Source organism: Bradyrhizobium jicamae (assembly GCF_018130695.1).
Taxonomy (GTDB): Bacteria; Pseudomonadota; Alphaproteobacteria; order Rhizobiales; family Xanthobacteraceae; genus Bradyrhizobium; species Bradyrhizobium jicamae_B.
Genome location: NZ_JAFCJX010000006.1, coordinates 158386 through 181208 on the forward strand (window position 1 = coordinate 158386; position 22823 = coordinate 181208).

Consider the following 22823-nt stretch of genomic DNA (forward strand, 5'->3'; position numbering starts at 1 on the left):
ACGCGAGCATGACCGAGGTGGCCGGCGACGATGCCGGCCACCGCATCAGCCTTGGTGAGGCCTTCCGGGTCTGGCTCCGCGTCGCCTGCCTTTCCTTCGGCGGACCCGCGGGCCAGATCGCGGTGATGCACCGCATCCTGGTGGAGGAGAAGCACTGGATCTCCGAGCATCGCTTCCTGCATGCGCTGAACTACTGCATGCTGCTGCCGGGCCCGGAGGCGCAGCAGCTCGCGACCTATATCGGCTGGCTGCTGCACCGGACCGCCGGCGGCATCATGGCCGGCGGCCTGTTCATCCTGCCCGGCATCATCGCCATCATGGGCCTGAGCTACATCTACGCGGCCTACGGCAATGTCGGCTTCGTCGAGGCGCTGTTCTTCGGGCTGAAGGCAGCCGTGCTCGCGATCGTGATCCAGGCCGTGGTGCGCGTCGGCAAACGCGCGCTGCGCAACAATATCATGATCGCGCTCGCCGGCATCGCCTTCGTCGCGATCTTCTTTTTCGGCGTGCCCTTCCCGATCATCATCATCGCCGCCGGCGTGATCGGCTATCTCGGCGCGCGCAGCGGTCGGCCGGAGTTTGCTGCGACCGAGCATGGCGGAAGTGGCAAGAAGGCCGCCGTCGACAGCCTGTTCGGCGACGAACTACCGGAGCACGTCCGCCCCAGCCTGCCGCGTGCGCTCCGCGTCGGCGCGTTCTGGCTATCGCTGTGGCTGGTGCCGGTCGCAGCGCTGCTGATCGGGCTCGGAGAGGCCAATGTGTTCAGCCAGATCGCGCTGTTCTTCTCCAAGATGGCGCTGGTCACGTTCGGCGGAGCCTATGCGGTGCTGGCCTACGTCGCCCAGCAAGCCGTCGAGCATTATCACTGGGTGCAGCCGCGCGAGATGCTGGATGGCCTCGGGATGGCCGAGACCACGCCGGGCCCGCTGATCATGGTGCTGCAGTTCGTGGGCTTCATGGCGGCGTTCCGGGATCCCAACGGGCTGTCGCCAATGCTCGCCGGCACGCTCGGTGGCCTGCTCGCGACCTGGGTGACGTTCACGCCCTGCTTCCTCTGGATTTTCCTGGGAGGTCCGTTCATCGAGACCTTGCGCGGCAACAAGGGGCTGGCCGGCGCGCTGACCGCGATCACCGCGGCGGTGGTCGGCGTGATCCTGAACCTGTCGATCTGGTTCGCGCTGCACACCCTGTTCCGCCAGACCATGCCGGTGCATTCGCTCGGATTGTCGTTCGACATGCCGGTTCCGAGCAGCGTCGATATCCCCGCGTTGATCCTGTCGATCGCGGCGGCGACCGCGATCTTCCGTTTCAATGTCGGGATGCTCTGGGTGCTGGCGGGATCGTGCCTCGCCGGCATCGCTGCGCGGATGGTAGGATTGATCTAGGCGAACTCACACCATCTCCGCCGGTGCCAGCCGGCACGTTTCGCTGCTGATCTCGACCTGCAGGGTCGAATGATGAATCCTGAACCGGTGCGACAGCTCCTCGCAAACGTGATGCAGGAACGCATCGTCATGCCCGTCCGGTCGTACCAGATGCGCGGTCAGCGCGGTCTCGCTGGTGCTCATCGCCCAGACGTGGAGATCGTGCACCTCGGTGACCCCATCGAGCGAGGCCAGATAATCCCGCACCGCGCGCAGCTCGATGCCGCGCGGCACCGCGTCGAGCGCGAGGTTGACGCTGTCGCGCGCCAGCTCCCAGCCGCTGACCAGCACGACGGCGGCAATGACGAGGCTGATCGCGGGATCGAGCCATTGCCAGCCGGTGGCCATGATCAGGAGCGCGGCAACGACCACGCCGAGCGAGACGCCGGCATCGGCGGCCATGTGGAGATAGGCGCCGCGGACATTGAGATCGCCGTGCCGGCCGCGCATGAACATCAGCGCCGTGCCGCCATTGATCATGATACCGAGCGCGGCGACCCAGACCACGGTCCAGCTCGCCACCTCGGCCGGCGCGCGCAGGCGGTTGATCGCCTCCACCGCGATGCCGCCGACGGCGATCAGCAACAGGCCGGCGTTGACCAGCGCGGCGAGGATCGACGCGCGGCGATAGCCGTAGGTGTGCGTCTCGGTCGGCCGCCGGCCCGCGAGCCAGGCGCCGCCCCAGGCCAGCAGCAGCGCGATCACGTCGGAGAGATTGTGGACGGCATCCGAGACCAGCGCCAGCGAATTGGCGGCATAGCCGAACACCAGCTCGGCCACGACGAACGCCGCGTTCAGCGACGCCCCAATCGCAAATGCCGCGCCAAAGCTCGTGGGCGCGTGACTGTGTCCGGCATGGCCATGGGAGTGGCCGTGGGAATGATCATGCGAATGATTCCCATGGCCGTGATCGTGGTGATGATGGTCGTGCGCCATGGCGCCGTTATAGCGCGCGGATTTTCGAATACTATTACAGCAACCGCGTAATACTATTCAGAGCGACACCGCGATCAGCTCCTCCACCAGCGGGCCGCCGCCGACCGGGAACACGATGTACTGCTTGCCGCCGGCCAGATAGGTCATCGGCGCGCCGGCGGCGTTGGCGGGCAACTCAAGCTCGGCCAGCATCTCGCCGGTCGCCTTGTCGTAGACCCACAGATGCGGATCGAGATTGTGCAGGTCGCGGATCGGCAGATTGAGCCCGGGCACGAAGCGCGGCGGGCTGTAATATCCCATCTGCACCACGATCATCACGGTCTTGGTCAGCAGCGCCCAGCTGCGGAACGGCAACCCAAGCTGCTCGGTGATGCCGAGCTTCTGGATAGATCCCATCGCGCTGCTGCGGCCGATCGGAATCCGCCAGCGCTGATCGCCGCTGTTCATGTCGATCGCAACCATGCTGCCGAATGGCGGCTTCAGCAGCGGCAATCCGCGCGGGCCCGCCAGATAGCTGGGCATGCCGATGAAGTCATAGGTGCCCTGCCAGCTGGCCTCGGGCTTTTGGATCGTGATCAGCGTCGGCAGCCGCTGCGTGCCGACATAGAGCGTATTGGTGTCAGGGTCGACCGCCGCGCCCGACCAGCTGGCGCCGCCGGCATTGCCGGGCACCTGAATCATGCCGCGCTGCGTCGGCGGCGTGAACAACCCGCCGCGGTCAAAGGCCGAGGCGATGGTGATCGCCTCCTTGTGGATCTCCGGCGTCAGGTCAATCAGATTGTCGTCGGTTGCGCCCTGCAGGTCGAAGGCGGCGGGCTTGCTCGGAACCGGCTGCATCTTCGAGGCGCGCTCGCCCGGCACATTCGACGCCGGCACAGGCCGTTCCTCGATCGGCCACACCGGCGCGCCGGTGACGCGATCGAACACGAAGGCGAAGGCCTGCTTGGTCACCTGCACAACGGCTTTGATGGTCTTGCCGCCGACGGTGATGTCGATCAGGTTCGGCGCGGCCGGCGGATCGTAATCCCAGAGCCCGTGATGGACGAGCTGGTAGTGCCAGACTTTCTTGCCGGTCGCAGCATCAAGACAGACCAGGCTTTCCCCGAACAGCCCGTCCCCCGGACGATCGCCACCATAGTAATCGTTGGTCGGCGTGCTCACCGGCAGATAGACGTAACCGAGCTCCTCGTCCGCGCTCATCGGCGCCCAGACATTGGTGTTGCCCACCTCCTTCCAGGACTCATTCTGCCAGGTCTCCGCGCCCGGCTCCTCGCCTTGCGGCACGGTGTGGAAGGCCCACAACAGGCGACCGCTTGCGGCATCAAAGCCCCTGACGTCGCCGGGCGGCGACGGCCGCTTGCCCCACCAGTCGAACACGGTTGAGCCGACCACGATGACACCGCGGACGATCACCGGCGGCGAGGTCATCGTGTAGTAGTCGCGATCGACTGGGCGGCGCAGCCCCTCGGTCAGATCGACGCGGCCGTTCTTGCCGAAGCCTTCCACCGGCTTGCCGGTCTTGGCATCGACCGCGATCATGTGGCCGAATGCGGTGAGGATGATGATGCGCTCGTCGTCGCCACTCCGCCAATAGGCGACGCCACGATGCACCCATCCGAGGTTCGGCGGAAGGCCGAGACCGTTCTTGTAGATCTCGGGATCGTAGACCCATTTGGTCTGGCCGGTCGCAGCGTCGATGGCCGCGACTTCCGACAGCGAGGTCGAGGTGTAGAGCGTGCCGCCGACCATCAGCGGCGTCGACTGATTGGACGTCGAGGGCCCGACGCTCGGATCCGCCGCCTTGATCGCCATGTCCGGCGACTTCCAGCGCCAGGCGATGTGCAGGCTCTTGGCATTGTCGCGGTTGATCTGCGTCAGCGGCGAATAGCGCGCGGCGGCATAGGTGCCGGCATAAGCCGGCCATTCTCCCTCCGACAGCGCCTTGGTGGATTCAGGAAGTGCGCCGGGAATGGATTGGGCGTGGAGTGCAGCTGGCGCAGCCAGAACCAAAGCAGCTAGCCAGAAACCGAAGGTTCGACCCGTCATCGCCGCCTCCCCTGCTTCGGGGAAGCTTCTACCTGCGGAGGATGACAGTCAAACGGGATTGCGTAGGGCGGATTAGCCGAAGGCGTAATCCGCCGCATCTCGTCGTGAAGATGGCGGGTTACGGCTTCGCCTAACCCGCCCTACGGGTCACTCCACCCCGCGGTTGAACTTGTTCGACTTCGGCAGGCCGTGGGCGAGACGGCCGGCATCGGCGCGGTTGCCGCGCCAGTCGGCCAACTCCTTCATGGTCATGCTGTGCTCGCGGCCGGCGGAGTCCTTCCAGGTCAAGCCCGCCTTGGCGTCGAACACCGCGACGTCGGACAGCCTGCCGCCGGAATATTTCTGCAAGCGAACGCCGCGGCCGCGCGCCATCTCCGGCACCTGGTCGAGACCGAACAGCACCATCTTGTGGTTGCTGCCGATCACGGCGACGGTGTCGCCCAACACGGTCGTGATCGCGCAGGCCTCGTTCGGCATCTCGACATTGAGCACCTGCCGGCCCTTGCGGGTGGTGCCGACGCAGTCCTCTTCCTTGACGACGAAACCCTGGCCCTCGCTGCTCGCGATCAGGAATTTGCGCTCGCCCTTGTTGACGAACAGCGCGACGATCGCGGCGTCCGGCTCGAGGTCGATGAACATGCGGATCGCCTCGCCATGGCCGCGACCACCCGGGAGCTTGGCAACATCGAGCGAGTAGAACTTGCCGTTGGTGGCAAACAGCAGCAGCTTCGACGTGGTTTCGGCGAAGAAGGCGTGATCGAGCTTGTCGTCGGTTTTGAAGGCAAGCCCGGAGAGATCCTCGACATGGCCCTTCAGCGTGCGCACCCAGCCCTTCTCCGAGATCACGACCGTCACCGGCTCGCGCTCGACCAGGGCCTCTTCCATCGCTGCAAGATCGTGCTCGGGCGCATCCGCAAACGTCGTGCGGCGCTTGCCGAGCGGCGTCTTGGGACCGAACATCTCGCGGACCTTGGTCACCTGCTCGGCGACCTTGTCCCACTGCTGCTTGTCAGAGGCGAGCAGGCCTTCGAGGCCCTTCAGCTCCTTGCGCAGGTCCTTGTCCTCGGTACGGATCTCCATCTCCTCGAGCTTGCGCAGATTGCGCAGCCGCATGTTCAGGATGGAGTCCGCCTGCAGGTCGGTCAGCTTGAAGGTCTGGATCAGCACCGGCTTCGGCTCGTCCTCGGTGCGGATGATCTTGATCACCTTGTCGATGTTCAGATAGGCGATCAGCAAGCCGCCGAGCACTTCGAGGCGATGCTCGATCTTGCCCTTGCGATGCTCGGAGCGGCGGATCAACACGTCGCGCAGATGGTCGAGCCATTCGCGCAAGCACTCGGCGAGCCCGATCACCTTGGGAATGCGGCCCTTGACCAGCACGTTGAGGTTCAACGAGATCTTGCTTTCCAGCTCGCTCAGGCGAAACAGCGATTCCATCATCAGCGCCGGATCAACCGTGCGCGACTTTGGCTCGATGATCAGGCGAACGTCTTCCGCAGATTCATCGCGGACGTCGCCGACCAGCGGCAGCTTCTTCTGGTCCAGCAGCTCGGCGATCTTCTCGACCAGGCGCGACTTCTGCACCAGCCACGGAATCTCCGTGACGACGACGACCCAGCTGCCGCGGGCGCCCTCTTCCACCGACCAGCGCGCACGGGTGCGGAACGAGCCGCGGCCGGTGGTGTAGGCCTCGACGATCGCTTCCTTGGAATCGATTACGATGCCGCCGGTCGGGAAATCCGGTCCCTTCACCCAGCGCAGCAGCGCCTTCGATTTGGCGTCGGGCTTCTCGATCAGGTGCAGCGCGGCATCGCACAGCTCGGCGGCATTGTGCGGCGGGATCGAGGTCGCCATGCCGACCGCGATGCCCTGCGCGCCGTTGGCGAGCAGGTTCGGGAAGCCGCCGGGCAGCACGACGGGCTCCTTGCCGCTATTGTCGTAAGTCGGCTTGAGTTCGACCGCGTCCTCGTCGATGCCATCAAGCAACAGCCGCGCCACGGCGGTGAGCCGCGCCTCGGTGTAGCGCATGGCCGCCGGATTATCGCCGTCGATGTTGCCGAAATTGCCCTGGCCATCGACCAGCGGATAGCGCGACGAAAAGTCCTGCGCCAGACGCACCATGGCGTCATAGATCGCCTGGTCGCCATGGGGATGGTACGAGCCCATCACCTCGCCGACGATCTTGGCCGACTTCTTCGGCGTGACGCCGGGATTGAGGTTGAACGAGTCCATCCCGTACAGGATGCGCCGGTGAACCGGCTTCAAACCGTCGCGCGCATCCGGCAGCGCACGGTGCATGATGGTCGAGAGCGCGTAGGCAAGATAGCGCTCTTCCAGCGCATCCCGCAGCGGCACATCATGGATTTCGGCCGGGTCTTCCGGCGGTAGCTGTCGTTTTCCCATGGGGAGGCGTTAAACTTTTGCGGTGAATCGGGCAAGACGCGAATCAGCGGGAATCTAGAGCGTTTCCGCGCGAAATGGGCCCCGGTTCGCGGGAAGAAAACGCGTCAAAACAAGAATCTAGGGCACGAATCAGCCTTGCGAAACCGCCCGCGCCCGTTGCCGGATTACGGCGTTGATAAAGCCGTCTCGGGCATCCGAATGGCCCTGCCCGCGCGGCTCCAGCACGTGGCGGAGCAGGAAGGTACCGGTCAGCTGGAAGCCGTCGCGCAGATCCTGGTCCGACCAGCCATTGGCACCCGCCTCGCCTTCGCGAAGGAAAGACGGCAACCGCAGCAGGCGGTCGCGCCAGGGCTCACCCGCCGCGCGCGACACCGCACCGCCGGATTTCGGCGAGACGTAGATCAGGTCGGTGGTTGCGCCGGTCGCCGCGCAATTCTCCAGATCGAGGCCGAAGCCGAGCTCGGTCAGCATCGCCAGCTCAAACCGTATCAGATGAATGGCGGCGACGCCCGCGTCATCAAAATCGTCGAGTGTTCCCTGCAACATCTCGTAGATGTCTTCGTGGGGATCGCGCTCCGGCAACAGCCGCGCCATCGCTGCCAGATGCGTCACGCCATAGACCGCATGCGAGGCACCGAGCAACGTCGCCGCGCGCAGCCGTGTGCCCTCCAGCGTGTACATGCCGAGATGCTCGTCGAGCCGGGCCCGCCACACCGCGGTGACGCTGTTGCCTGGCTGCAGCAGCGGCCGCATCCGCGAGCCGGCGCCGCCGCGCACCAGGCCGAGATGGCGGCCGTGCTCCCGCGTCAGCAGTTCGACGATGGCGGAGGATTCGCCATGCCGCCGCACGCCCAGCACGATGCCTTCATCGGTCCATTCCATGTGCTAAGTATAGCGCGATCCGATCCGACAAAGAAGTTTCGAGACGACCGGGAAGCACAATGGCGAGCGTGATCGTCGACCTCATGATCGGAGTTGTCGAACTGGCGTTCTTGATTGTGATGAAAACGCTCCCGGCCGTCTGCTTTTTCACCGCCGTCGCGGTCGTGTACGCGACAACCCTCGGCAAGGTGACCGTCGAATTCCCGGCAACGGGCAGCAAGATCGGCTGGACCGGCATTCCGCGGGTTACGCGCTCACCTCAGGGGAAAACCGTCCTGTCGCCCGCGCTCGGCGTCATCATTGGCTTCATCGTCTGGGTCATCATCGCCAGCGCGGTCGTCGCGTTACAAGCCTATCGCGCGTGAACCGCGCAGCAGATCACGCGTTGAACCAGCCGCGTGCGTCACCGGTGAAGGAGCAATAGAGCCCGAGTGCCGCCAGCGCGTGGGAGATGATCTGAACGCCGTTGAAGAGCTCGAGGCCTTTCATGGCGATATCCTGCGTCAGGCCGAGCGCTGACAGCACCAGCACGACGAGCAGGACCCAGCGCGGCCAGTTCTTGCGGCGCCGCGCGGCGAGGAAGACGAAGTAGACGACCAGCAGGAGGAAGCCTGCCACGACCAGTGGCGGCGGCGCGGCCGCCCCCTGTTCAGCCACCGTCTCCCCTGGCGAGCGGTCGCTGAACGCGCTCGACACCGCGTCAAGCAGCAACGACGCGTATTGCAGCACCTCAAACCACAGGACATTCCTGGGAACTATCATGGGAGCTGCCGCCACCTGTCACTCTTTGGGAAATTCGAGGCCCATTTCCCGGTAGCGATCAGGGTCGTCGCCCCAGTTCTCACGGACCTTGACGAACAGGAACAGATGCACGGGCACACCCATGATCTCTGATATCTCGACCCGCGCCTGCGCGCCGATCGATTTGATGGTGGCGCCCCCCTTGCCGAGCACGATCTTGCGCTGGCTTTCGCGCTCGACATAGATCGTCTGCTCGATGCGGATCGACTTGTCCTTGCGGTCGGTCCAGCTGTCGGTCTCGACCGTCGACTGGTACGGCAGTTCCTGATGCAGATGGCTGTAGATCTTCTCGCGGGTGATCTCGGCCGCCAGATGCCGCATCGGGGCATCCGACATCTGGTCCTCGGGATAGTGGAACGGCCCGTCCGGCACCATCTTCGCCAACGTCTCACGCAGGTCCGCGACACCATCGCCCGACAAGGCGGCGATCATGAACGTGTGCTCGAACCGGATCCTCTCGTTGGCGGCCTGCGCCAGCGCCAGCAGCTTCTCGCGCTGCACGAGGTCGACCTTGTTCAGCACCAGGATCTTTGGATGCGCGACGCTTTCGAGCCTGGTCAGGATCGCGTTGGCCTCCTCGTCGAGGCCGGATTTGGCGTCGAGCAGCACGCAGACCAGATCGGCATCATGCGCGCCGCTCCAGGCGGTCGACACCATGGCGCGGTCGAGCCGCCGCTTCGGCGCGAAGATGCCGGGGGTATCGACCAGGATGATCTGCGACTGGCCTTCGATCACGATGCCGCGGATCAGCGCGCGCGTGGTCTGTACCTTGCGCGAGACGATGGTCACCTTCGAGCCGACCAGCGCGTTGGTCAGCGTCGATTTGCCGACATTGGGCGCGCCGATCAGGGCCACGAAGCCGCAGCGCGTTGCGGCTGCCTGCGCTTTTGTCTCTTCAGTCATTGGTGCCGACGCCTTCGCGCTCGATCATCACGGAGGCGGCCGCCTTCTCGGCGTCGCGCTTGTTGCCGCCGAGCCCTTCGGCCGATGCCAGTCCCGGCAGGTCGACGGCGACGCGGAATTGCGGATCGTGATGCGGGCCGGTGCGCTCGATCTCGCGATAGACCGGCGTCGGCAAGCCCTTGCCCTGCGCCCATTCCTGCAGCACCGTCTTGGGATCGCGCAGCGGCCGGCGCGGCTTGCGCATCCGCTCGGTCCAGTTGCGCTCGACGAATTGCCTGACGGCATCATGGCCGCCGTCGAGCCAGATCGCGCCGATCACGGCCTCGCAGACGTCGCCGAGCACCGATTTGCGCAAGCGCGCGCCGTCGACCGCCTTCACCGCACCAAGCTTGATGTCGTCGGCGAGCCCGAGCGATTTGGCGACGTCGGCGCAGCTTTCCTTGCGCACGAGGTCGGCCAGCCGCTTGGAAAGCTCGCCCTCATCGGCCTTCGGAAACGCACGAAACAGCATGTCCGAGACGATCAATCCGAGCACGTGGTCGCCGAGGAATTCCAGCCGCTGGTAGCTGTCGGCGCGGTTGCGGCCCGCAGCCTTCAGCGCCGACACATGGGTGAAGGCGGTCGCCAGCAACGCCTGGTCGGAGAAGGTGTAGCCGATCCGCGCCTCGGTGGCGGCGACCGCAGCCTTCTGCTCCGCCGTCTTGGTGGCCTTGCTGCGCCGTTTCCTCGGCGCGGCACCGCCGCCGGCGTCAGGCGTGTGGCTCGGCTCGCCGGATGTCGGCTGGTCCTTGATGGCGGGCGTATCCTCGTTCATCGCACGATGGAGAATATGCGATTCCACCGCACGGCGGTGGGCCAGCGCCAGAACATCCACGCATGCTCGCCTTCGGCGATCGAGAAGAAGATCATCTGGGCGCGGCCGACGATGTTCTCGAACGGCACGTAGCCGACCTGCGACAGCACCCGGCTATCGGTCGAATTGTCGCGGTTGTCGCCCATCATGAAGAAATGGCCGGCCGGCACGGTGTAGACGTTGGTGTTGTCGTAGAACCCGTTGTCGACGCAATCCAGCGTCTCGTAGGTGACGCCGTTCGGCAGCGTCTCCTTCCAGCGCTTGACGCGCGCGGTTGCGTCCGAGCCGCAGGGATCCTCGCCGATGAAGTCGCTCAGGCGCTCGCGCTTGACCGGCACGTCGTTGATGTAGAGCAGCCCCTCCTTCATCTGGATGCGGTCGCCCGGCAGGCCGATCACGCGCTTGATGTAGTCGGTGGAGTCGTCCTTGGGCAGGCGGAACACCAGGATATCGCCGCGGTTCGGCTCCGAGCCGAAGATGCGGCCCGAGAACAGCGGCGGCGACAGCGGGATCGAATAGTGGCTGTATCCGTAGGAATATTTCGAGACGAACAAATAGTCGCCGACCAGCAGCGTCGCCTTCATGGATCCCGACGGGATGTTGAAGGGCTGGAACAGGAAGGTTCGGATGACGAGCGCGATCAGGAGAGCGTGGATCACGACGCGGATGGTTTCGCCAAAGCCGCTTTCAGTTTTGGTCCCGGTTGTCACGCTCATCGCTTTCCCAATTCCAACAGGCCGGTCGGCCCGGCCGGTGGCAGAAGGTTTTCCTCACGCGAAGCGCCTGCCCCTCGCGTCAAGAAAATGGCCTTGATTCTGATGTTGAGGGCAAATTCCGGCGGAAAGCCCGAATTCGCGTCTCGCTCGATGTCAAATCCTGCGGCGTTTTAGACGGTTGTTGGGGGGCGCGCAATCAATGGCCGTGTCAAAACTTCATAATTCATTGAAAAACCAATGATTTTTAGTTTTTCCTTGAATCCTGGACGCACCCCGGCCGGCAGCCCGCTCATTTGCCCGGGGCGACCGCCGAAATTATGACGAAGGCCTGCGCCAGCGGCCAATCGTCCGTAATCGAGAGGTCGATCCGCGCCTCCATCCCCTCGGGCGTCAGCTCCTTGAGTCGCGCCAGCGCCCCGCCGGTCAATTGCATGGTCGGCCGTCCGCCCGGCAGGTTCACCACCCCCATATCCTTCCACCAGACCCCGCGCCGGATCCCGGTGCCAAGTGCCTTGGAACAGGCCTCCTTGGCGGCAAAGCGCTTGGCGTAGGTCGCGACCACCATCTTCTCGTTGTTGGCGCGGCGCATCGCCTTGGCCCGCTCGGCATCGGTAAAGATGCGCTCGAGGAAACGCTCGCCGTGGCGCTCGATCACCTTGGCGATGCGGGTGATGTCGATCAGGTCGGAGCCGATGCCGATGATCATGCGGGCGTGCCGCCTTCCAGGCGCTTGCGCCCGCGCTCCATCGCCGCGCGCATGTCACGCACGGTGGCGGGCAGACCGACGAACAGCGCCTCGCCGACCATGAAGTAGCCGATGTTGAGCTCGCGGATCTCCGGCAGCGCCGAGATGGTCTCGGCGGTGTCGTAGTCGAGCCCGTGGCCGGCGTGGACCTCAAGGCCGGCGGCCTGCGCGAGCTTCGCGCCCTCGACGATGCGCGTCCACTCCGCCTCGGCCTTGTCCTTGTGGCCGTCGACCACGGCGTCGCACCAGCCGCCGGTGTGGATCTCGATCACCGGCGCCTTCAGTTTGGCCGCCATCTCGATCTGGCGCGGATCGGCGGCGATGAACAGCGAGACGCGGATGCCGGCATCGTTCAGCCGCGCGATATAGGGCGCCAGCGCATTGTGCTGGCCGACCACGTCGAGCCCGCCCTCGGTGGTCAATTCCTGGCGCCGCTCCGGCACCAGGCACACCGCATGCGGCCTGGTCGCGAGCGAGATCCGCAGCATGTCGTCGGTCGCCGCCATCTCGAAATTCAGCGGCTTTGAAATCTCCGCCTTCAGCCGCGCCATGTCGGTGTCGCGGATGTGGCGGCGGTCCTCGCGCAAATGCGCGGTGATGCCGTCAGCGCCGGCTTCGATCGCGGCGAGCGCCGCGCGCACCGGATCGGGCCGCGCGCCGCCGCGGGCGTTGCGCAGCGTTGCGATGTGATCGACATTGACGCCAAGGCGCAGCGGCGGAGCTTTGGACATTTCGGACTCGCGACGATTGACTGATATCACCCGTTGACGCGCTCGACCTTCGCCACGACGGCCTTGGCGCGCAACTGAGCGATGATAGCGCTCAAGTGCTTGAGGTCATAGACCTCGAGATCGATCGTCAGCTCGGTGAAGTCGGGCGACTGGCGCGACATGTGGATGTTGTCGATATTGCCGTCATGCTCGGCGATCACGGTCGCAATCTGCGCGAGGCTGCCGGGCTCGTTGACATTGTGCACCAGCACCCGCGCCGGGAAGCGCTGCGGCATGGTCTCGTCGATATCCCAGCGCACGTCGAGCCAGCGCTCCGGCTCTTCCTCGAAATCCTTCAGCGCCGGCGACTGGATCGGGTAGATCGTGATCCCCTCGCCCGGCGTGACGATGCCGACGATGCGGTCGCCCGGCACGGCGCCGCCGTTCGGCGCGAACTTGACCGGCAGGTCGGAATTGATGCCGCGCACCGGGATTACGGAGGCCGCGCGCGCCGGATGCGGCGGCTGGGTCTTCAGCTTGGCGGCGGCCGCCTTCTTGGCGCCGTAGCGCACCAGCCGCTCTTCCTTGTAGTCCGGATACATCGCGCGCGCGACGTCGGAGGCCTTCAATTCGCCGCGTCCGACCGAAGCCATCACCTCTTCGATCGAGGTCCTCGCCAGCCGCGGCAGCGCGCCGTTCAGCTTGTCGTCGGCATATTCGATCTTGGCACGGGCAAACAGGCGGTCGACGATGCGCCGGCCGAGCCCGGCATACTGGTCGCGCACCGCGTCGCGGGTGGCACGGCGGATCGCGGCGCGCGCCTTGCCGGTGACCGCGAGCGCCTCCCAGGCCGACGGCGGCGCCGACTGGGCCTTCGAGGTCAGCACCTCGACCTCGTCGCCATTCTGCAGCTCCGAGGACAGCGGCGCGAACTTGCCGTTGATCTTGCAGCCGACCGCGCTGTTGCCGACGCCGGTATGCACCGCATAGGCGAAGTCGATCACATTGGCCTTGCGCGGCAGCGCGATCAGCTTGCCCTTCGGGGTGAAGCAGAACACCTGGTCGTGGAACAGCTCGAGCTTGGTGTGCTCCAGAAACTCTTCCGGATTGGCGCTCTCGGACAGGATGCCGATGGTATGGCGCAGCCAGGCGAAGGCGTTGGATTCGTGCTTCAGCCGCTCGTTCGGCGAGCCCGTGCCTTCCTTGTAGATGGCGTGCGCGGCGATGCCGAACTCGGCGATCTGGTTCATGTCCTCGGTGCGGATCTGCAGCTCGACGCGCTGCTTGCCGGGGCCGATCACGGTGGTGTGGATCGAGCGATAATCGTTCTGCTTCGGCGTCGAGATGTAGTCCTTGAAGCGGCCGGGCACGACCGGCCAGGTGGTATGCACCACGCCGAGCGCCCGGTAGCAGGCGCCGATATCGTCGAGGATGACGCGGAAGCCGTAGATGTCGGACAGCTGCTCGAAGCCGACCGATTTGCGCTCCATCTTGGTCCAGATCGAAAACGGCGCCTTGCGGCGGCCGAACACCCGCGCGGTGATGCCGTTCTTGGCCAGGTTCTTCGACAGCTGGGTTTCGATCTCGCCGATCAGGTTGCGGTTGCGCTCAGCGAGCGCATCGAGCCGCTGCTGCACCACCGCATAGGCCTCGGGATCGAGCACGTTGAAGGACAGATCCTCCAGCTCCTCGCGCATCTCCTGCATGCCCATGCGCCCCGCCAGCGGCGCGTAGATGTCCAGCGTCTCGTCGGCGATGCGGCGGCGCGAGGCCGGCGGCATGAACTCCATGGTCCGCATGTTGTGCAGGCGGTCGGCGAGCTTGATCAGGAGCACGCGGACGTCGTCGGCGATCGCCAGCAGGAGCTTGCGCAGGTTCTCGGCCTGCTTGGCCTCGCGCGAGACCAGCTCGAGCCGCTTCAGCTTGGTCAGGCCCTCGACCAGCGCGCCGATCTCGTGGCCGAAGACGTGGTCGATCTCCGCCCGCGTCGCCTCGGTGTCCTCGATCGTGTCGTGCAGCAGCGCCGCCACGATGGTGGCGTCGTCAAGCTTGAGGTTGGTCAGGATCGCCGCGACCTCGAGCGGATGCGAGAAATAGGGGTCGCCGGAGGCGCGGGTCTGGGTGCCGTGCGCCTTCATGGCGTAGACATAGGCGCGGTTCAGCAGGTCTTCGTTGGTGTCGGGGTTATAGGAGCGGACCCGCTCGACAAGGTCATATTGCCGCATCATCCGGGCGCGGGATTTCGGCGGCCGCTCCACCGCAGGCGATGCCGGCGCCACCGCGATGGACTCGGTCGCGGCCTGCATCTGGCTGAAACTGCGGCGCCGATACGGCATTCTGAATTCGCCTCTTCCGGCGGGCCGGGAAGCCCGCCCTCACTTCAAATCTAGTGCGCTTTTGCCAAGAGCTGCACCCCATCTGAGCGCATGCCGCGGTCAAATTCACGCGTCTTCTCTAAGACGCATCGTAACCGCAAAATTGTCAACAAAAGCAAAGGCCCGGAGCGAGGTCCGGGCCTTTTTGATTTTCTCGGCGATGGCAGCAGGAACCCGCTCAGGGTTACTCGTCTTCCTCGGGCTGCTCTTCCGGCGGCGCCAGGCCCTCGAGGCCCTTCAGCAGCTCTTCCTCGGTCATGCGCTCGACCGCGACCTCGGTGTCGTCGGCATCGACGCTGGCGCCGGCCGATCCGATCAGCGGCACAGTGTCCGGCTCGGGCTCGTCGACCTCGACGAACTTCTGCAGGGAGTGCACGAGTTCCTCCTTGAGGTCTTCGGGCGAGATCGTCTGATCGGCAATCTCCCGCAAGGAAACGACCGGATTCTTGTCGTTATCGCGATCTACCGTAAGTTGTGAGCCGGACGAGATCATGCGGGCGCGATGGGCAGCCAGCAGCACGAGGTCGAAGCGATTGTCGACCTTATCAATGCAGTCTTCGACGGTGACGCGAGCCATTTGCAGTCGCTCCGTGGGTAATGGGACCGAATATGTGGGTTATCAGGGTTAGTTATAGGGACAGGGGCCGTTTCGCAAGGCAAAATTTGTGATTTGCCTTCCGTTTCGGCTCTGATAACTCAATCTGTCGGGACCAGGATGGTCGGAGCGTCTGGCGGCATTGGCTCGGGTTGCCGCGCCAGACAAGTAAATCTCTTCATTGAATGTCAAAACTCTAGGCTTTTTGCCCTCGCCTCACCATAATTGCGGTGGTGATTGTCGTGGGGAAGATTCACCGAGCTTTAGGCAGCAACGCAAATTGCGCGCGGTCGGTCGCCGCTGCGCTAAAAACGCTAACAACTACGTGAGAACACTTTGATGTCGTCACCTGTCTCCAACAAGATTGCGCTCTTCATCGATGGGGCCAATCTTTACGCCACCGCCAAGACGCTCGGTTTCGACATCGATTACAAACGACTGCTTAAGGAATTTCAGGGCCGGGGCACCCTTCTCCGCGCATTCTATTACACCGCGATCATCGAGGATCAGGAGTATTCGTCGATACGTCCGCTGATCGACTGGCTCGACTACAACGGCTACACCGTCGTCACCAAGGCGACCAAGGAATTCATCGACGCCAGCGGCCGCCGCAAGGTCAAGGGCAACATGGACATCGAGCTCGCCGTCGACGCGATGGAGCTCGCCGAGCATATCGACCAGATGATCCTGTTCTCCGGCGACGGCGACTTCCGCTCGCTGGTCGAGGCCGTGCAGCGCCGCGGCGTCCGCGTCACCGTGATCTCGACGATCGCCAGCCAGCCGCCGATGATCGCCGACGAGCTGCGCCGTCAGGCCGACGTCTTCACAGACCTTGTAGAACTGCAGTCCAAGCTCGGTCGCGATCCGTCCGAGCGCCCCGCCCCGCGCGAGCGCGAGGCGCGTCATCACGCTCCGCAATTCCTGCAGCGCGCGACCACCATGGCGCCCCGGGGAGCTGATGACGAATTCGACGAGTAGTCTCGTCGCGCTTTCAGCCGGACCTGACCGCAACTGCCCGCTCTGTCCGCGGCTCGCCGAATTCCGCTCCGAAGCACGCACAAGGCATCCCGACTGGTTCAATTCACCCGTCGAGTCGTTCGGCGATCCCAACGCGCGCCTCCTGATCGTCGGGCTCGCGCCGGGAATGCAAGGCGCCAATCGCACCGGCCGTCCCTTCACCGGTGACTACGCCGGCGACCTGCTCTATGCGACCCTGCTCGAATATGGATTTGCGAAAGGCGTCTATCAGGCGCGGCCTGACGACGGCTTGAAGCTTGTCGACAGCCGCATCAGCAACGCGGTGCGCTGCGTGCCGCCGCAGAACAAGCCGCTGCCGGTCGAGATCAACACCTGCCGGCAATTCCTCACCGCGACGATCACGACGATGCCGAAGCTGCGCGCCATCGTGCTGCTCGGCCGCATCGCCCACGAATCAGCGTTGCGGGCGCTCGGCATTCGTCTCGCCGCCGCCCCCTTTGCGCACGGTGCCGTGCATATGGCGGGTCACCTCAAGCTCTACGACAGCTATCATTGCTCGCGCTACAATACGAACACAGGCGTGCTGACGACAGACATGTTCCGAAACGTATTCGCGGACGTGCGGAAGGATCTCGATTAGCTTTTCTGTGGATGAAGCTTCAGCCAATCGAGCACATCGGCTGCATTCCGGTCCGGCGGAAACACCGGATAGAACACATGCGCGATCTGGGCGTCGTCGATGATCAGCGCCATTCGCTTGATCAGCGTCAGCCCGGCAACCTCCATCGTCGGCAAATTCAACGCACGCGTGAGTTGCAGGCGCTCATCCGACAGGACCGGGAACGGCAGATGCAGCCGCGAGGCTATCTCGGTCTGGTAGGCGTTGCTCTGCGTCGACAGGCCGAACACCTGGGCCGCGCCGGCCGCCTTCAACTCGGCGAAGAGGTCGCGGAACGCGCAGGTCTGCGGCGTGCAGCCCCGGGCGCCGGGGATCATGTCCCAATCATCGACCAGGGCGATCTTGCCGGGCTCGCCGGTCCGCGGATAGGCGAACACCACGGTCCGTCCTTGCAACGCCGACAGCGTCACTGACGTATCGTCGGTCGCGCGCAGCGTGACCGACGGGAGCGTCAAGCCCTTCAGGTGCGCCGCGCCGCCATCGTCTGTGGGCGCCGGGATCTTGCTCCAGTCGACGTCAGTGAGATTCGGTTGAGCCATGTCGTGCTCCGTGAGGGCTGCGAACACTGCTGTAGGATGGGTGGAGCGGAGCGATCCCCATCACCTTTGCACCGCGTGGTGAGATGATGGGTATCGCTCCGCTCCACCCATCCTACAATTTCTTAGCCCCGCGCCCGCAGCAGACGGCCCTTCTCGCGGCCCCAATCGCGCTTCTTCTCGCTCTCGCGCTTGTCGTGCAGCTTCTTGCCCTTGGCGACCGCGAGCAGCAGCTTCGCACGACCTTTCTCGTTGAAGTACAGCTTGAGCGGAATGAGCGTCATGCCCTCGCGGTCGACCGCGCCGAGCAGCTTGCTGATCTGCCGCTTGTGCAGCAGCAGCTTGCGCGGCCGCTTCGGCTCGTGGTTGAAGCGGTTGGCCTGCAGATATTCCGGGATATTGGCGTTGATCAGCCAAATCTCGCCGTTCTTGGAGTCCGCGTAGGACTCCGCGATCGTGCTCTTGCCCGAGCGGATCGACTTCACCTCGGTGCCGGTCAGCGAAATGCCGGCCTCGATCGTGTCCTCGATCGCATAGTTGAAGCGGGCCTTGCGGTTCTCGGCGACGACCTTGATCGGACGTTCGTTCTTGTCAGCCACTTTAGCTCTTCTTGAGGAGATCGCGGATCTCGGTCAGCAGCACGACCTCCGCCGACGGCTTCGGCGGCTCGGCCGGCTTGGCCTCTTCCTTGCGCTTCAGCTGGTTCATCGTGCGAATGACCATAAACAACACGAAGGCGACGATGATGAAGTTCACAACCAGCGTGAGGAAGCTGCCGTAAGCCAGCACCGCGCCCTGCTTCTTTGCATCGGCGAGATTGGTCGCGGTCACGCTCTTGGCAAGCGCGATGAAGTAGTTGTTGAAGTCGAGGCCGCCCAGCATGCCGATGATCGGCATGATGATGTCGTTGACCAACGAATTGACGATGCCGGTGAAAGCCGCACCGATGACAATGCCGACCGCGAGGTCGATCACATTGCCCTTCATGGCGAAATCGCGGAATTCCTTGAGCATCGTTGTCCCCCCTTGATTACCTGTGGCGATGAAATTCCGAGCGCCGCCTCAGTTGATCAGACCGGCATGCACCATGGCGCTGCGGACCGCGGCGCGCGTGGACTCGGCGACCGGCACCATCGGCAGGCGCAGCTTCTCATCCAGCTTGCCGAGCAGCGACATCGCATACTTCACCGGCGCCGGATTGCTCTCGATGAACAGGTTGTTGTGCAGCGGCATCAGCTTGTCATGGATCGCGAGCGCAGCCTTGGTGTCCCCCTTCTGCCAGGCAATGTGGAACTCCGAGCACAGGCGCGGCGCGACGTTCGAGGTCACGGAGATGCAGCCATGACCGCCATGCGCCATGTAGCCGATGATGGTGGCGTCCTCGCCCGACAGCTGGTTGAAGTCCTCGCCCATCGCCGCGCGCTGCTGCGACACCCGCACCATGCTGGCGGTGGCGTCCTTGACGCCGGCGATGTTCTTCAGCTCCCACAGCCGCTTCATGGTGTCGACCGACATGTCGATCACCGAGCGCGGCGGGATGTTGTAGATGATGATCGGAATGCCGATCGCGTCGTTGATCGCCTTGAAGTGCTGGTACATGCCCTCTTGCGTCGGCTTGTTGTAGTAGGGCGTCACCACCAGCACCGCATTCGCACCGGCCTTCTCGGCGTGCTCGGCGAGCTCGATCGCTTCCTTGGTCGAGTTGGAGCCGGCGCCGGCGATCACGGGCACGCGGCCCTTCACCTCCTCGATGCACCATTCGACGACTTTCTTGTGCTCGTCGTGGCTCAAGGTCGGGCTTTCGCCGGTGGTGCCGACCGGTACCAGGCCGTGGGTCCCCTCGGCGATCTGCCAGTTCACCAGGCTCCGGAAGGCGGCCTCATCCACCGAGCCATTTTTGAAGGGGGTGACCAAGGCGGTGAAGGACCCCCGGAATTTTGTCTTGGCTGCCATGGACTTCCTCCAAACGCTCTAGGCTTACGGCTGACTGACGATCTCGTCTGAACTTGCGTTTCCGCTCGCGAAAGAGGCCCCCGCCCCGCAGGAAAACGCCGCGAAAGGCCATTCATACCGGGTCTGACCGGGCGGCGAAAGGCCCGCGGATCGCCTGTCCCAGCCGCGATTTTGCCGCGGTGTTGCGGCAAACCGGCGGCCAGCGACGCTTTTTAGCATTTTGTCCACATATTCCATCAATTAAGAACCTGTTCGCCCGAGCGATCAGATGATTCGACGCCGCAGAGGACCGCCGTGACCCGTTCCGCCCGCGCAGCCGCCTTGCGATCGACCGCCATCGCAACAGGTCTTGTGCTGACAGTCGGCCTGTCGGCGCTGAGCGTCGAGGCCTGGGCCACAGTTCCCTTGCCGAAGCCGCGACCGATCTCCCGCCACACGGTTCCAAAGACGGCCGCCCCAGTGGCGACGGCGCGCGCGCCGGAAACCACCGCAGCCGTTGCGCCCACCGCGCCGGCGCTGGTGCCTGCGACGCGCAAACATGTCGCACCCGCCGTTCGCAAGCCGGTGACACCGGCCGCGGTAGCTGCAACCGCCTCCACCTCGCAAGAGGACAAGGAAGCGCTGGAAAGCGTCATCGCGCTGTTGCGCAAGCGCAAGGCCGGCGACGCCACCCAGGCCGAAGCCTCGATTTCGGATCCCGTCGCACGCAAGCTCGCCGAATGGCTGATCCTGCGCGCCGAGGACAATGGCGCCTCCGTCGAGCGCTACCGCGCCTTCATCTCGGCCAATCCGAGTTGGCCGTCGCAGACCTTCATGCGCCGCCGTCTCGAGGCCGCGCTGTGGGACGATCACCGCGAGGACGCCGCGGTGTGGGCGTGGTTCGAGAATGAATCGCCGATCTCGGCGAAGGGCCGCCTCGCGCTCGCCAAGGCGATGATCGCGCGCGGCGACCGCGCCAATGCCGAGCGGCTGGTGCGCGAGGCCTGGCGCGGCGATCCCATGAGCGAGGACACGGAAAGCACCGTGCTCGACACCTTTGGCTCCTTCCTCACCGGCGGCGACCACAAGGCGCGCTTCGACACCATGCTGTACGGCACCGACAACGAGGCCGCCGGCATGCGCGAAGCCAAACGGCTCGGCTCCGGTTACGTGGCGCTGGCGAAAGCGCGCGTCGCCGCCAACCGCAAGGGCGGCAATCTGCGCGCGTTGATCGAGGCGGTGCCGAGCGAACTGCGCGGCGATACCGGCTTCCTCTTCGCCAGGATCCAGCTGCTGCGCCGCGAGGAGAAATTCACCGAGGCCGCACAGCTGGTGCTCGGCGCGCCGAAGGATCCGGCGCGGCTCGGCAACGTCGACGAATGGTGGATCGAGCGGCGCCTGCTGGCGCGCAAGATGATCGACACCAACGAATTCCGCACCGCCTATCTGATCGCGCGCGATGCGGCGCTGCCCGCCCGCGACATCTACAAGACCGAGCAGGAATTCACTGCCGGCTGGATCGCGCTACGCTTCCTCAACGATCCCGCGGTCGCCGCGCAGCACTTCGCGCGCATCGGTGTCGGCAGCGCCAACCCGACGGCGCTGGCGCGCGCCGGCTACTGGCAGGGCCGCGCCGCGGAAGCCGCCGGCCGCGGCCAGGAGGCCCGTGCCGCGTACACGCGTGCCGCCGAGCAGTCGACCAGCTACTATGGCCAACTCGCGCGCGCAAAACTCGGCCTGCCGCAGATCGAATTGAACGGCGCACCGCGCGGCCGCGGCGCCGAGCGGCTCGAGATCGTGCGCGCCGTCGCGCTGCTTTACGAACTCGACGAGCGCGACCTTGCGATCCCGATCTTCGGCGACCTCGGCGACAACGGCGATCCCGAAGCGCTGGCCGGCCTCGGCGAGCTGACCCAGCGCTACAGCGATGCGCGCGGCATGCTGCTGATGGGCAAGTCCGCGCTCAATCGCGGCCTGCCGTTCGATCACTACGCCTATCCCGTCAACGGCATCCCGTCGTTCCGCCAGGTCGGCCCCGAGGTCGAGCCGAGCATCGTCTATGCGATCGCGCGCCAGGAAAGCGCGTTCAATCCGGCCGTGGTCTCGCCGGCGCAGGCCTATGGCCTGATGCAGGTGACGCCGGACGCCGGACGTTACGTCTGCAAGCGCGCCGGCATCGGCTTCGACCTCAACCGGATGAAGACCGATCCGGTCTACAACGCGATGCTGGGCGCCGCCGAGCTCGGCGGCCTGCTGGAGGATTATCGCGGCTCCTACATCCTGACCTTTGCCGCCTACAATGCCGGTCGCGGCAGCGTGAAGAAGTGGATCGATCGCTACGGCGATCCGCGCGACCCCAAGGTCGATGCGGTCGACTGGGTCGAGCTGATTCCCTTCTCGGAGACGCGGAACTACGTGCAGCGGATCATGGAGAACCTGCAGGTCTACCGCGCCCGCTTCGGCGGCGGCACCCGGCTGCAGATCGAGGCCGACCTACGCCGTGGCGCCAGCGTCGAGTGACCGCAACGGCCGCGGCCTTCAACCGATCCTGGCAAAAACTGCACAATAAGGTGCAAAAATCGGCGTAAGTCTTTGCTACAACACCATTTTAGGTGGCCACAAGGGCCGGATCGCCCCCATCAGAAGGCCCTCCAGGCTGCCAGGATGGGTGCCGATTATAATGACTCGGCACCTCATCGCCGGCACGGCCCCGCCTCTCAAAGCGCGCAGCGGACCGAGCCGCCGCTAAATGACCTTGGCGTAACCTGAATTGGCCGCTTGCGGCGCGCCGCCGTGTCGGGCATATCGGCCTCATTGGAGACGTGGCCGAGTGGCTGAAGGCGGCGGTTTGCTAAACCGTTATAGGCTTGTAAAGGCCTATCGAGGGTTCGAATCCCTCCGTCTCCGCCATATGGCGCGATGCGCCGCCTCACGCGCGCGAAGCCGCTTTTAACCTTCTCCTGCGAGCCGATACGATCGCCCGACAACCGGGGGGTTGTCATGCGAGCAGTCTGCATTTTGCGACAGCCCACCTCCGTCCAGCCGCACAAGCTCCTGCTCAGGATCGATTGCGGAATTGCTTCACGTCGAGGCATTCGATCCAGTGCGGTGATGGCCTATCGGGTCACCGCTCCGGAAGTCGCGTGATCTGGAGCGACGATACCGTGATCAGCTCCGACGATAGCAGCTCGGTGCGGAGCGGAAGCACCACGTTGTACAGCGACGGCACGAGCTCGGTGACCGCTGGCAACACCATCCTCTTCAGTGACGAGCGGACCTGTCAGCGCCTTTCACGTGGTCAGATCATCT

22 protein-coding genes and 1 tRNA gene are annotated in these 22823 nt (G+C 64.8%); 6 read left to right on the forward strand and 17 right to left on the reverse strand.

The window, feature by feature from the left end; genetic code table 11:
• Positions 1 to 8 precede the first annotated feature (8 nt).
• On the forward strand, positions 9 to 1385 hold the full coding sequence (gene chrA / locus JQ604_RS10630) for a chromate efflux transporter (RefSeq protein WP_212356372.1): 1377 nt from the start codon (positions 9 to 11) through the stop codon (positions 1383 to 1385).
• 6 nt (positions 1386 to 1391) lie between these two features.
• Here chrA and JQ604_RS10635 read toward each other — a convergent pair whose 3' ends face one another.
• The 4 genes from JQ604_RS10635 to recO form a co-directional block, all read right to left on the reverse strand.
• The gene (locus JQ604_RS10635) at positions 1392 to 2360 is read right to left on the reverse strand and encodes a cation diffusion facilitator family transporter (protein WP_212356375.1); all 969 of its coding nucleotides are present in this window, start codon (positions 2358 to 2360) and stop codon (positions 1392 to 1394) included.
• 57 nt (positions 2361 to 2417) lie between these two features.
• Positions 2418 to 4406: a pyrroloquinoline quinone-dependent dehydrogenase gene (locus JQ604_RS10640; RefSeq protein ID WP_212356378.1), complete on the reverse strand. Its 1989-nt coding sequence runs from the start codon at positions 4404 to 4406 to the stop codon at positions 2418 to 2420.
• Between the two features lie 147 nt (positions 4407 to 4553).
• Positions 4554 to 6809, reverse strand: a complete 2256-nt coding sequence (parC, locus tag JQ604_RS10645; protein ID WP_212356381.1) for a DNA topoisomerase IV subunit A — start codon at positions 6807 to 6809, stop codon at positions 4554 to 4556.
• Between the two features lie 129 nt (positions 6810 to 6938).
• On the reverse strand, positions 6939 to 7691 hold the full coding sequence (gene recO, locus JQ604_RS10650; RefSeq protein WP_212356384.1) for a DNA repair protein RecO: 753 nt from the start codon (positions 7689 to 7691) through the stop codon (positions 6939 to 6941).
• Between the two features lie 59 nt (positions 7692 to 7750).
• Between recO and JQ604_RS10655 the strand changes: the two genes are divergently transcribed.
• Complete coding sequence (locus tag JQ604_RS10655) at positions 7751 to 8056, forward strand: hypothetical protein (RefSeq protein ID WP_212356387.1); 306 nt, start codon at positions 7751 to 7753, stop codon at positions 8054 to 8056.
• 13 nt (positions 8057 to 8069) lie between these two features.
• On the opposite strand, the gene JQ604_RS10660 is transcribed toward JQ604_RS10655, so the two are convergent.
• The 8 genes from JQ604_RS10660 to rpoZ all read right to left on the reverse strand — a co-directional run bounded on the left by JQ604_RS10660 (position 8070) and on the right by rpoZ (position 15371).
• Positions 8070 to 8453, reverse strand: a complete 384-nt coding sequence (locus JQ604_RS10660; RefSeq protein ID WP_212356390.1) for a hypothetical protein — start codon at positions 8451 to 8453, stop codon at positions 8070 to 8072.
• 18 nt (positions 8454 to 8471) lie between these two features.
• On the reverse strand, positions 8472 to 9395 hold the full coding sequence (gene era / locus JQ604_RS10665) for a GTPase Era (RefSeq protein WP_212356393.1): 924 nt from the start codon (positions 9393 to 9395) through the stop codon (positions 8472 to 8474).
• Positions 9388 to 10209, reverse strand: a complete 822-nt coding sequence (gene rnc / locus JQ604_RS10670; protein ID WP_212356937.1) for a ribonuclease III — start codon at positions 10207 to 10209, stop codon at positions 9388 to 9390. Before rnc ends, era begins: the two co-directional genes overlap by 8 nt.
• A complete protein-coding gene (lepB, locus tag JQ604_RS10675; RefSeq protein ID WP_212356395.1) occupies positions 10206 to 10964 on the reverse strand; it encodes a signal peptidase I in 759 nt (252 codons plus the stop codon). Before lepB ends, rnc begins: the two co-directional genes overlap by 4 nt.
• A 289-nt stretch (positions 10965 to 11253) precedes the next feature.
• Positions 11254 to 11670, reverse strand: coding sequence for a holo-ACP synthase (acpS, locus tag JQ604_RS10680; RefSeq protein WP_212356398.1), 417 nt, complete (start codon positions 11668 to 11670; stop codon positions 11254 to 11256).
• Positions 11667 to 12440: a pyridoxine 5'-phosphate synthase gene (locus JQ604_RS10685; protein WP_212356401.1), complete on the reverse strand. Its 774-nt coding sequence runs from the start codon at positions 12438 to 12440 to the stop codon at positions 11667 to 11669. Before JQ604_RS10685 ends, acpS begins: the two co-directional genes overlap by 4 nt.
• Before the next feature lie 26 nt (positions 12441 to 12466).
• A complete protein-coding gene (locus tag JQ604_RS10690; RefSeq protein WP_212356404.1) occupies positions 12467 to 14755 on the reverse strand; it encodes a RelA/SpoT family protein in 2289 nt (762 codons plus the stop codon).
• Positions 14756 to 14978: 223 nt separating this feature from the next.
• Positions 14979 to 15371, reverse strand: coding sequence for a DNA-directed RNA polymerase subunit omega (rpoZ, locus tag JQ604_RS10695; RefSeq protein WP_212356407.1), 393 nt, complete (start codon positions 15369 to 15371; stop codon positions 14979 to 14981).
• Between the two features lie 357 nt (positions 15372 to 15728).
• On the opposite strand from rpoZ, the gene JQ604_RS10700 reads away from it, so the two are divergent.
• Together JQ604_RS10700 and JQ604_RS10705 are read left to right on the forward strand one after the other, a co-directional pair.
• On the forward strand, positions 15729 to 16367 hold the full coding sequence (locus JQ604_RS10700) for an NYN domain-containing protein (RefSeq protein WP_212356409.1): 639 nt from the start codon (positions 15729 to 15731) through the stop codon (positions 16365 to 16367).
• Positions 16348 to 17007 (forward strand): uracil-DNA glycosylase, encoded by a 660-nt coding sequence (locus JQ604_RS10705; RefSeq protein ID WP_212356412.1) that lies wholly within the window; start codon positions 16348 to 16350, stop codon positions 17005 to 17007. The genes JQ604_RS10700 and JQ604_RS10705 overlap by 20 nt, the downstream gene beginning before the upstream one ends.
• Here JQ604_RS10705 and JQ604_RS10710 read toward each other — a convergent pair.
• The 4 genes from JQ604_RS10710 to dapA form a co-directional block, all read right to left on the reverse strand.
• On the reverse strand, positions 17004 to 17585 hold the full coding sequence (locus JQ604_RS10710; RefSeq protein WP_212356416.1) for a peroxiredoxin: 582 nt from the start codon (positions 17583 to 17585) through the stop codon (positions 17004 to 17006). The two genes, JQ604_RS10705 and JQ604_RS10710, sit on opposite strands and share 4 nt — an antisense overlap.
• 122 nt (positions 17586 to 17707) lie before the next feature.
• Positions 17708 to 18181 carry an SsrA-binding protein SmpB gene (smpB, locus tag JQ604_RS10715; protein ID WP_212356419.1) on the reverse strand — a complete coding sequence of 158 codons (474 nt, stop codon included), beginning with the start codon at positions 18179 to 18181 and terminating at the stop codon, positions 17708 to 17710.
• 1 nt (position 18182) lies between these two features.
• On the reverse strand, positions 18183 to 18596 hold the full coding sequence (gene mscL / locus JQ604_RS10720; RefSeq protein ID WP_212356422.1) for a large conductance mechanosensitive channel protein MscL: 414 nt from the start codon (positions 18594 to 18596) through the stop codon (positions 18183 to 18185).
• A 48-nt stretch (positions 18597 to 18644) separates the two neighbouring features.
• Entirely contained in the window at positions 18645 to 19535 is an 891-nt protein-coding gene (dapA, locus tag JQ604_RS10725) for a 4-hydroxy-tetrahydrodipicolinate synthase (protein WP_212356425.1), read from the reverse strand.
• 294 nt (positions 19536 to 19829) lie between these two features.
• Between dapA and JQ604_RS10730 the strand changes: the two genes are divergently transcribed.
• Complete coding sequence (locus JQ604_RS10730; RefSeq protein WP_212356428.1) at positions 19830 to 22034, forward strand: lytic transglycosylase domain-containing protein; 2205 nt, start codon at positions 19830 to 19832, stop codon at positions 22032 to 22034.
• Between the two features lie 296 nt (positions 22035 to 22330).
• A tRNA-Ser gene (locus JQ604_RS10735) sits at positions 22331 to 22424 on the forward strand.
• 214 nt (positions 22425 to 22638) lie between these two features.
• Here JQ604_RS10735 and JQ604_RS41845 read toward each other — a convergent pair.
• Positions 22639 to 22764 carry a hypothetical protein gene (locus tag JQ604_RS41845; RefSeq protein ID WP_283817976.1) on the reverse strand — a complete coding sequence of 42 codons (126 nt, stop codon included), beginning with the start codon at positions 22762 to 22764 and terminating at the stop codon, positions 22639 to 22641.
• Positions 22765 to 22823 lie beyond the last annotated feature (59 nt).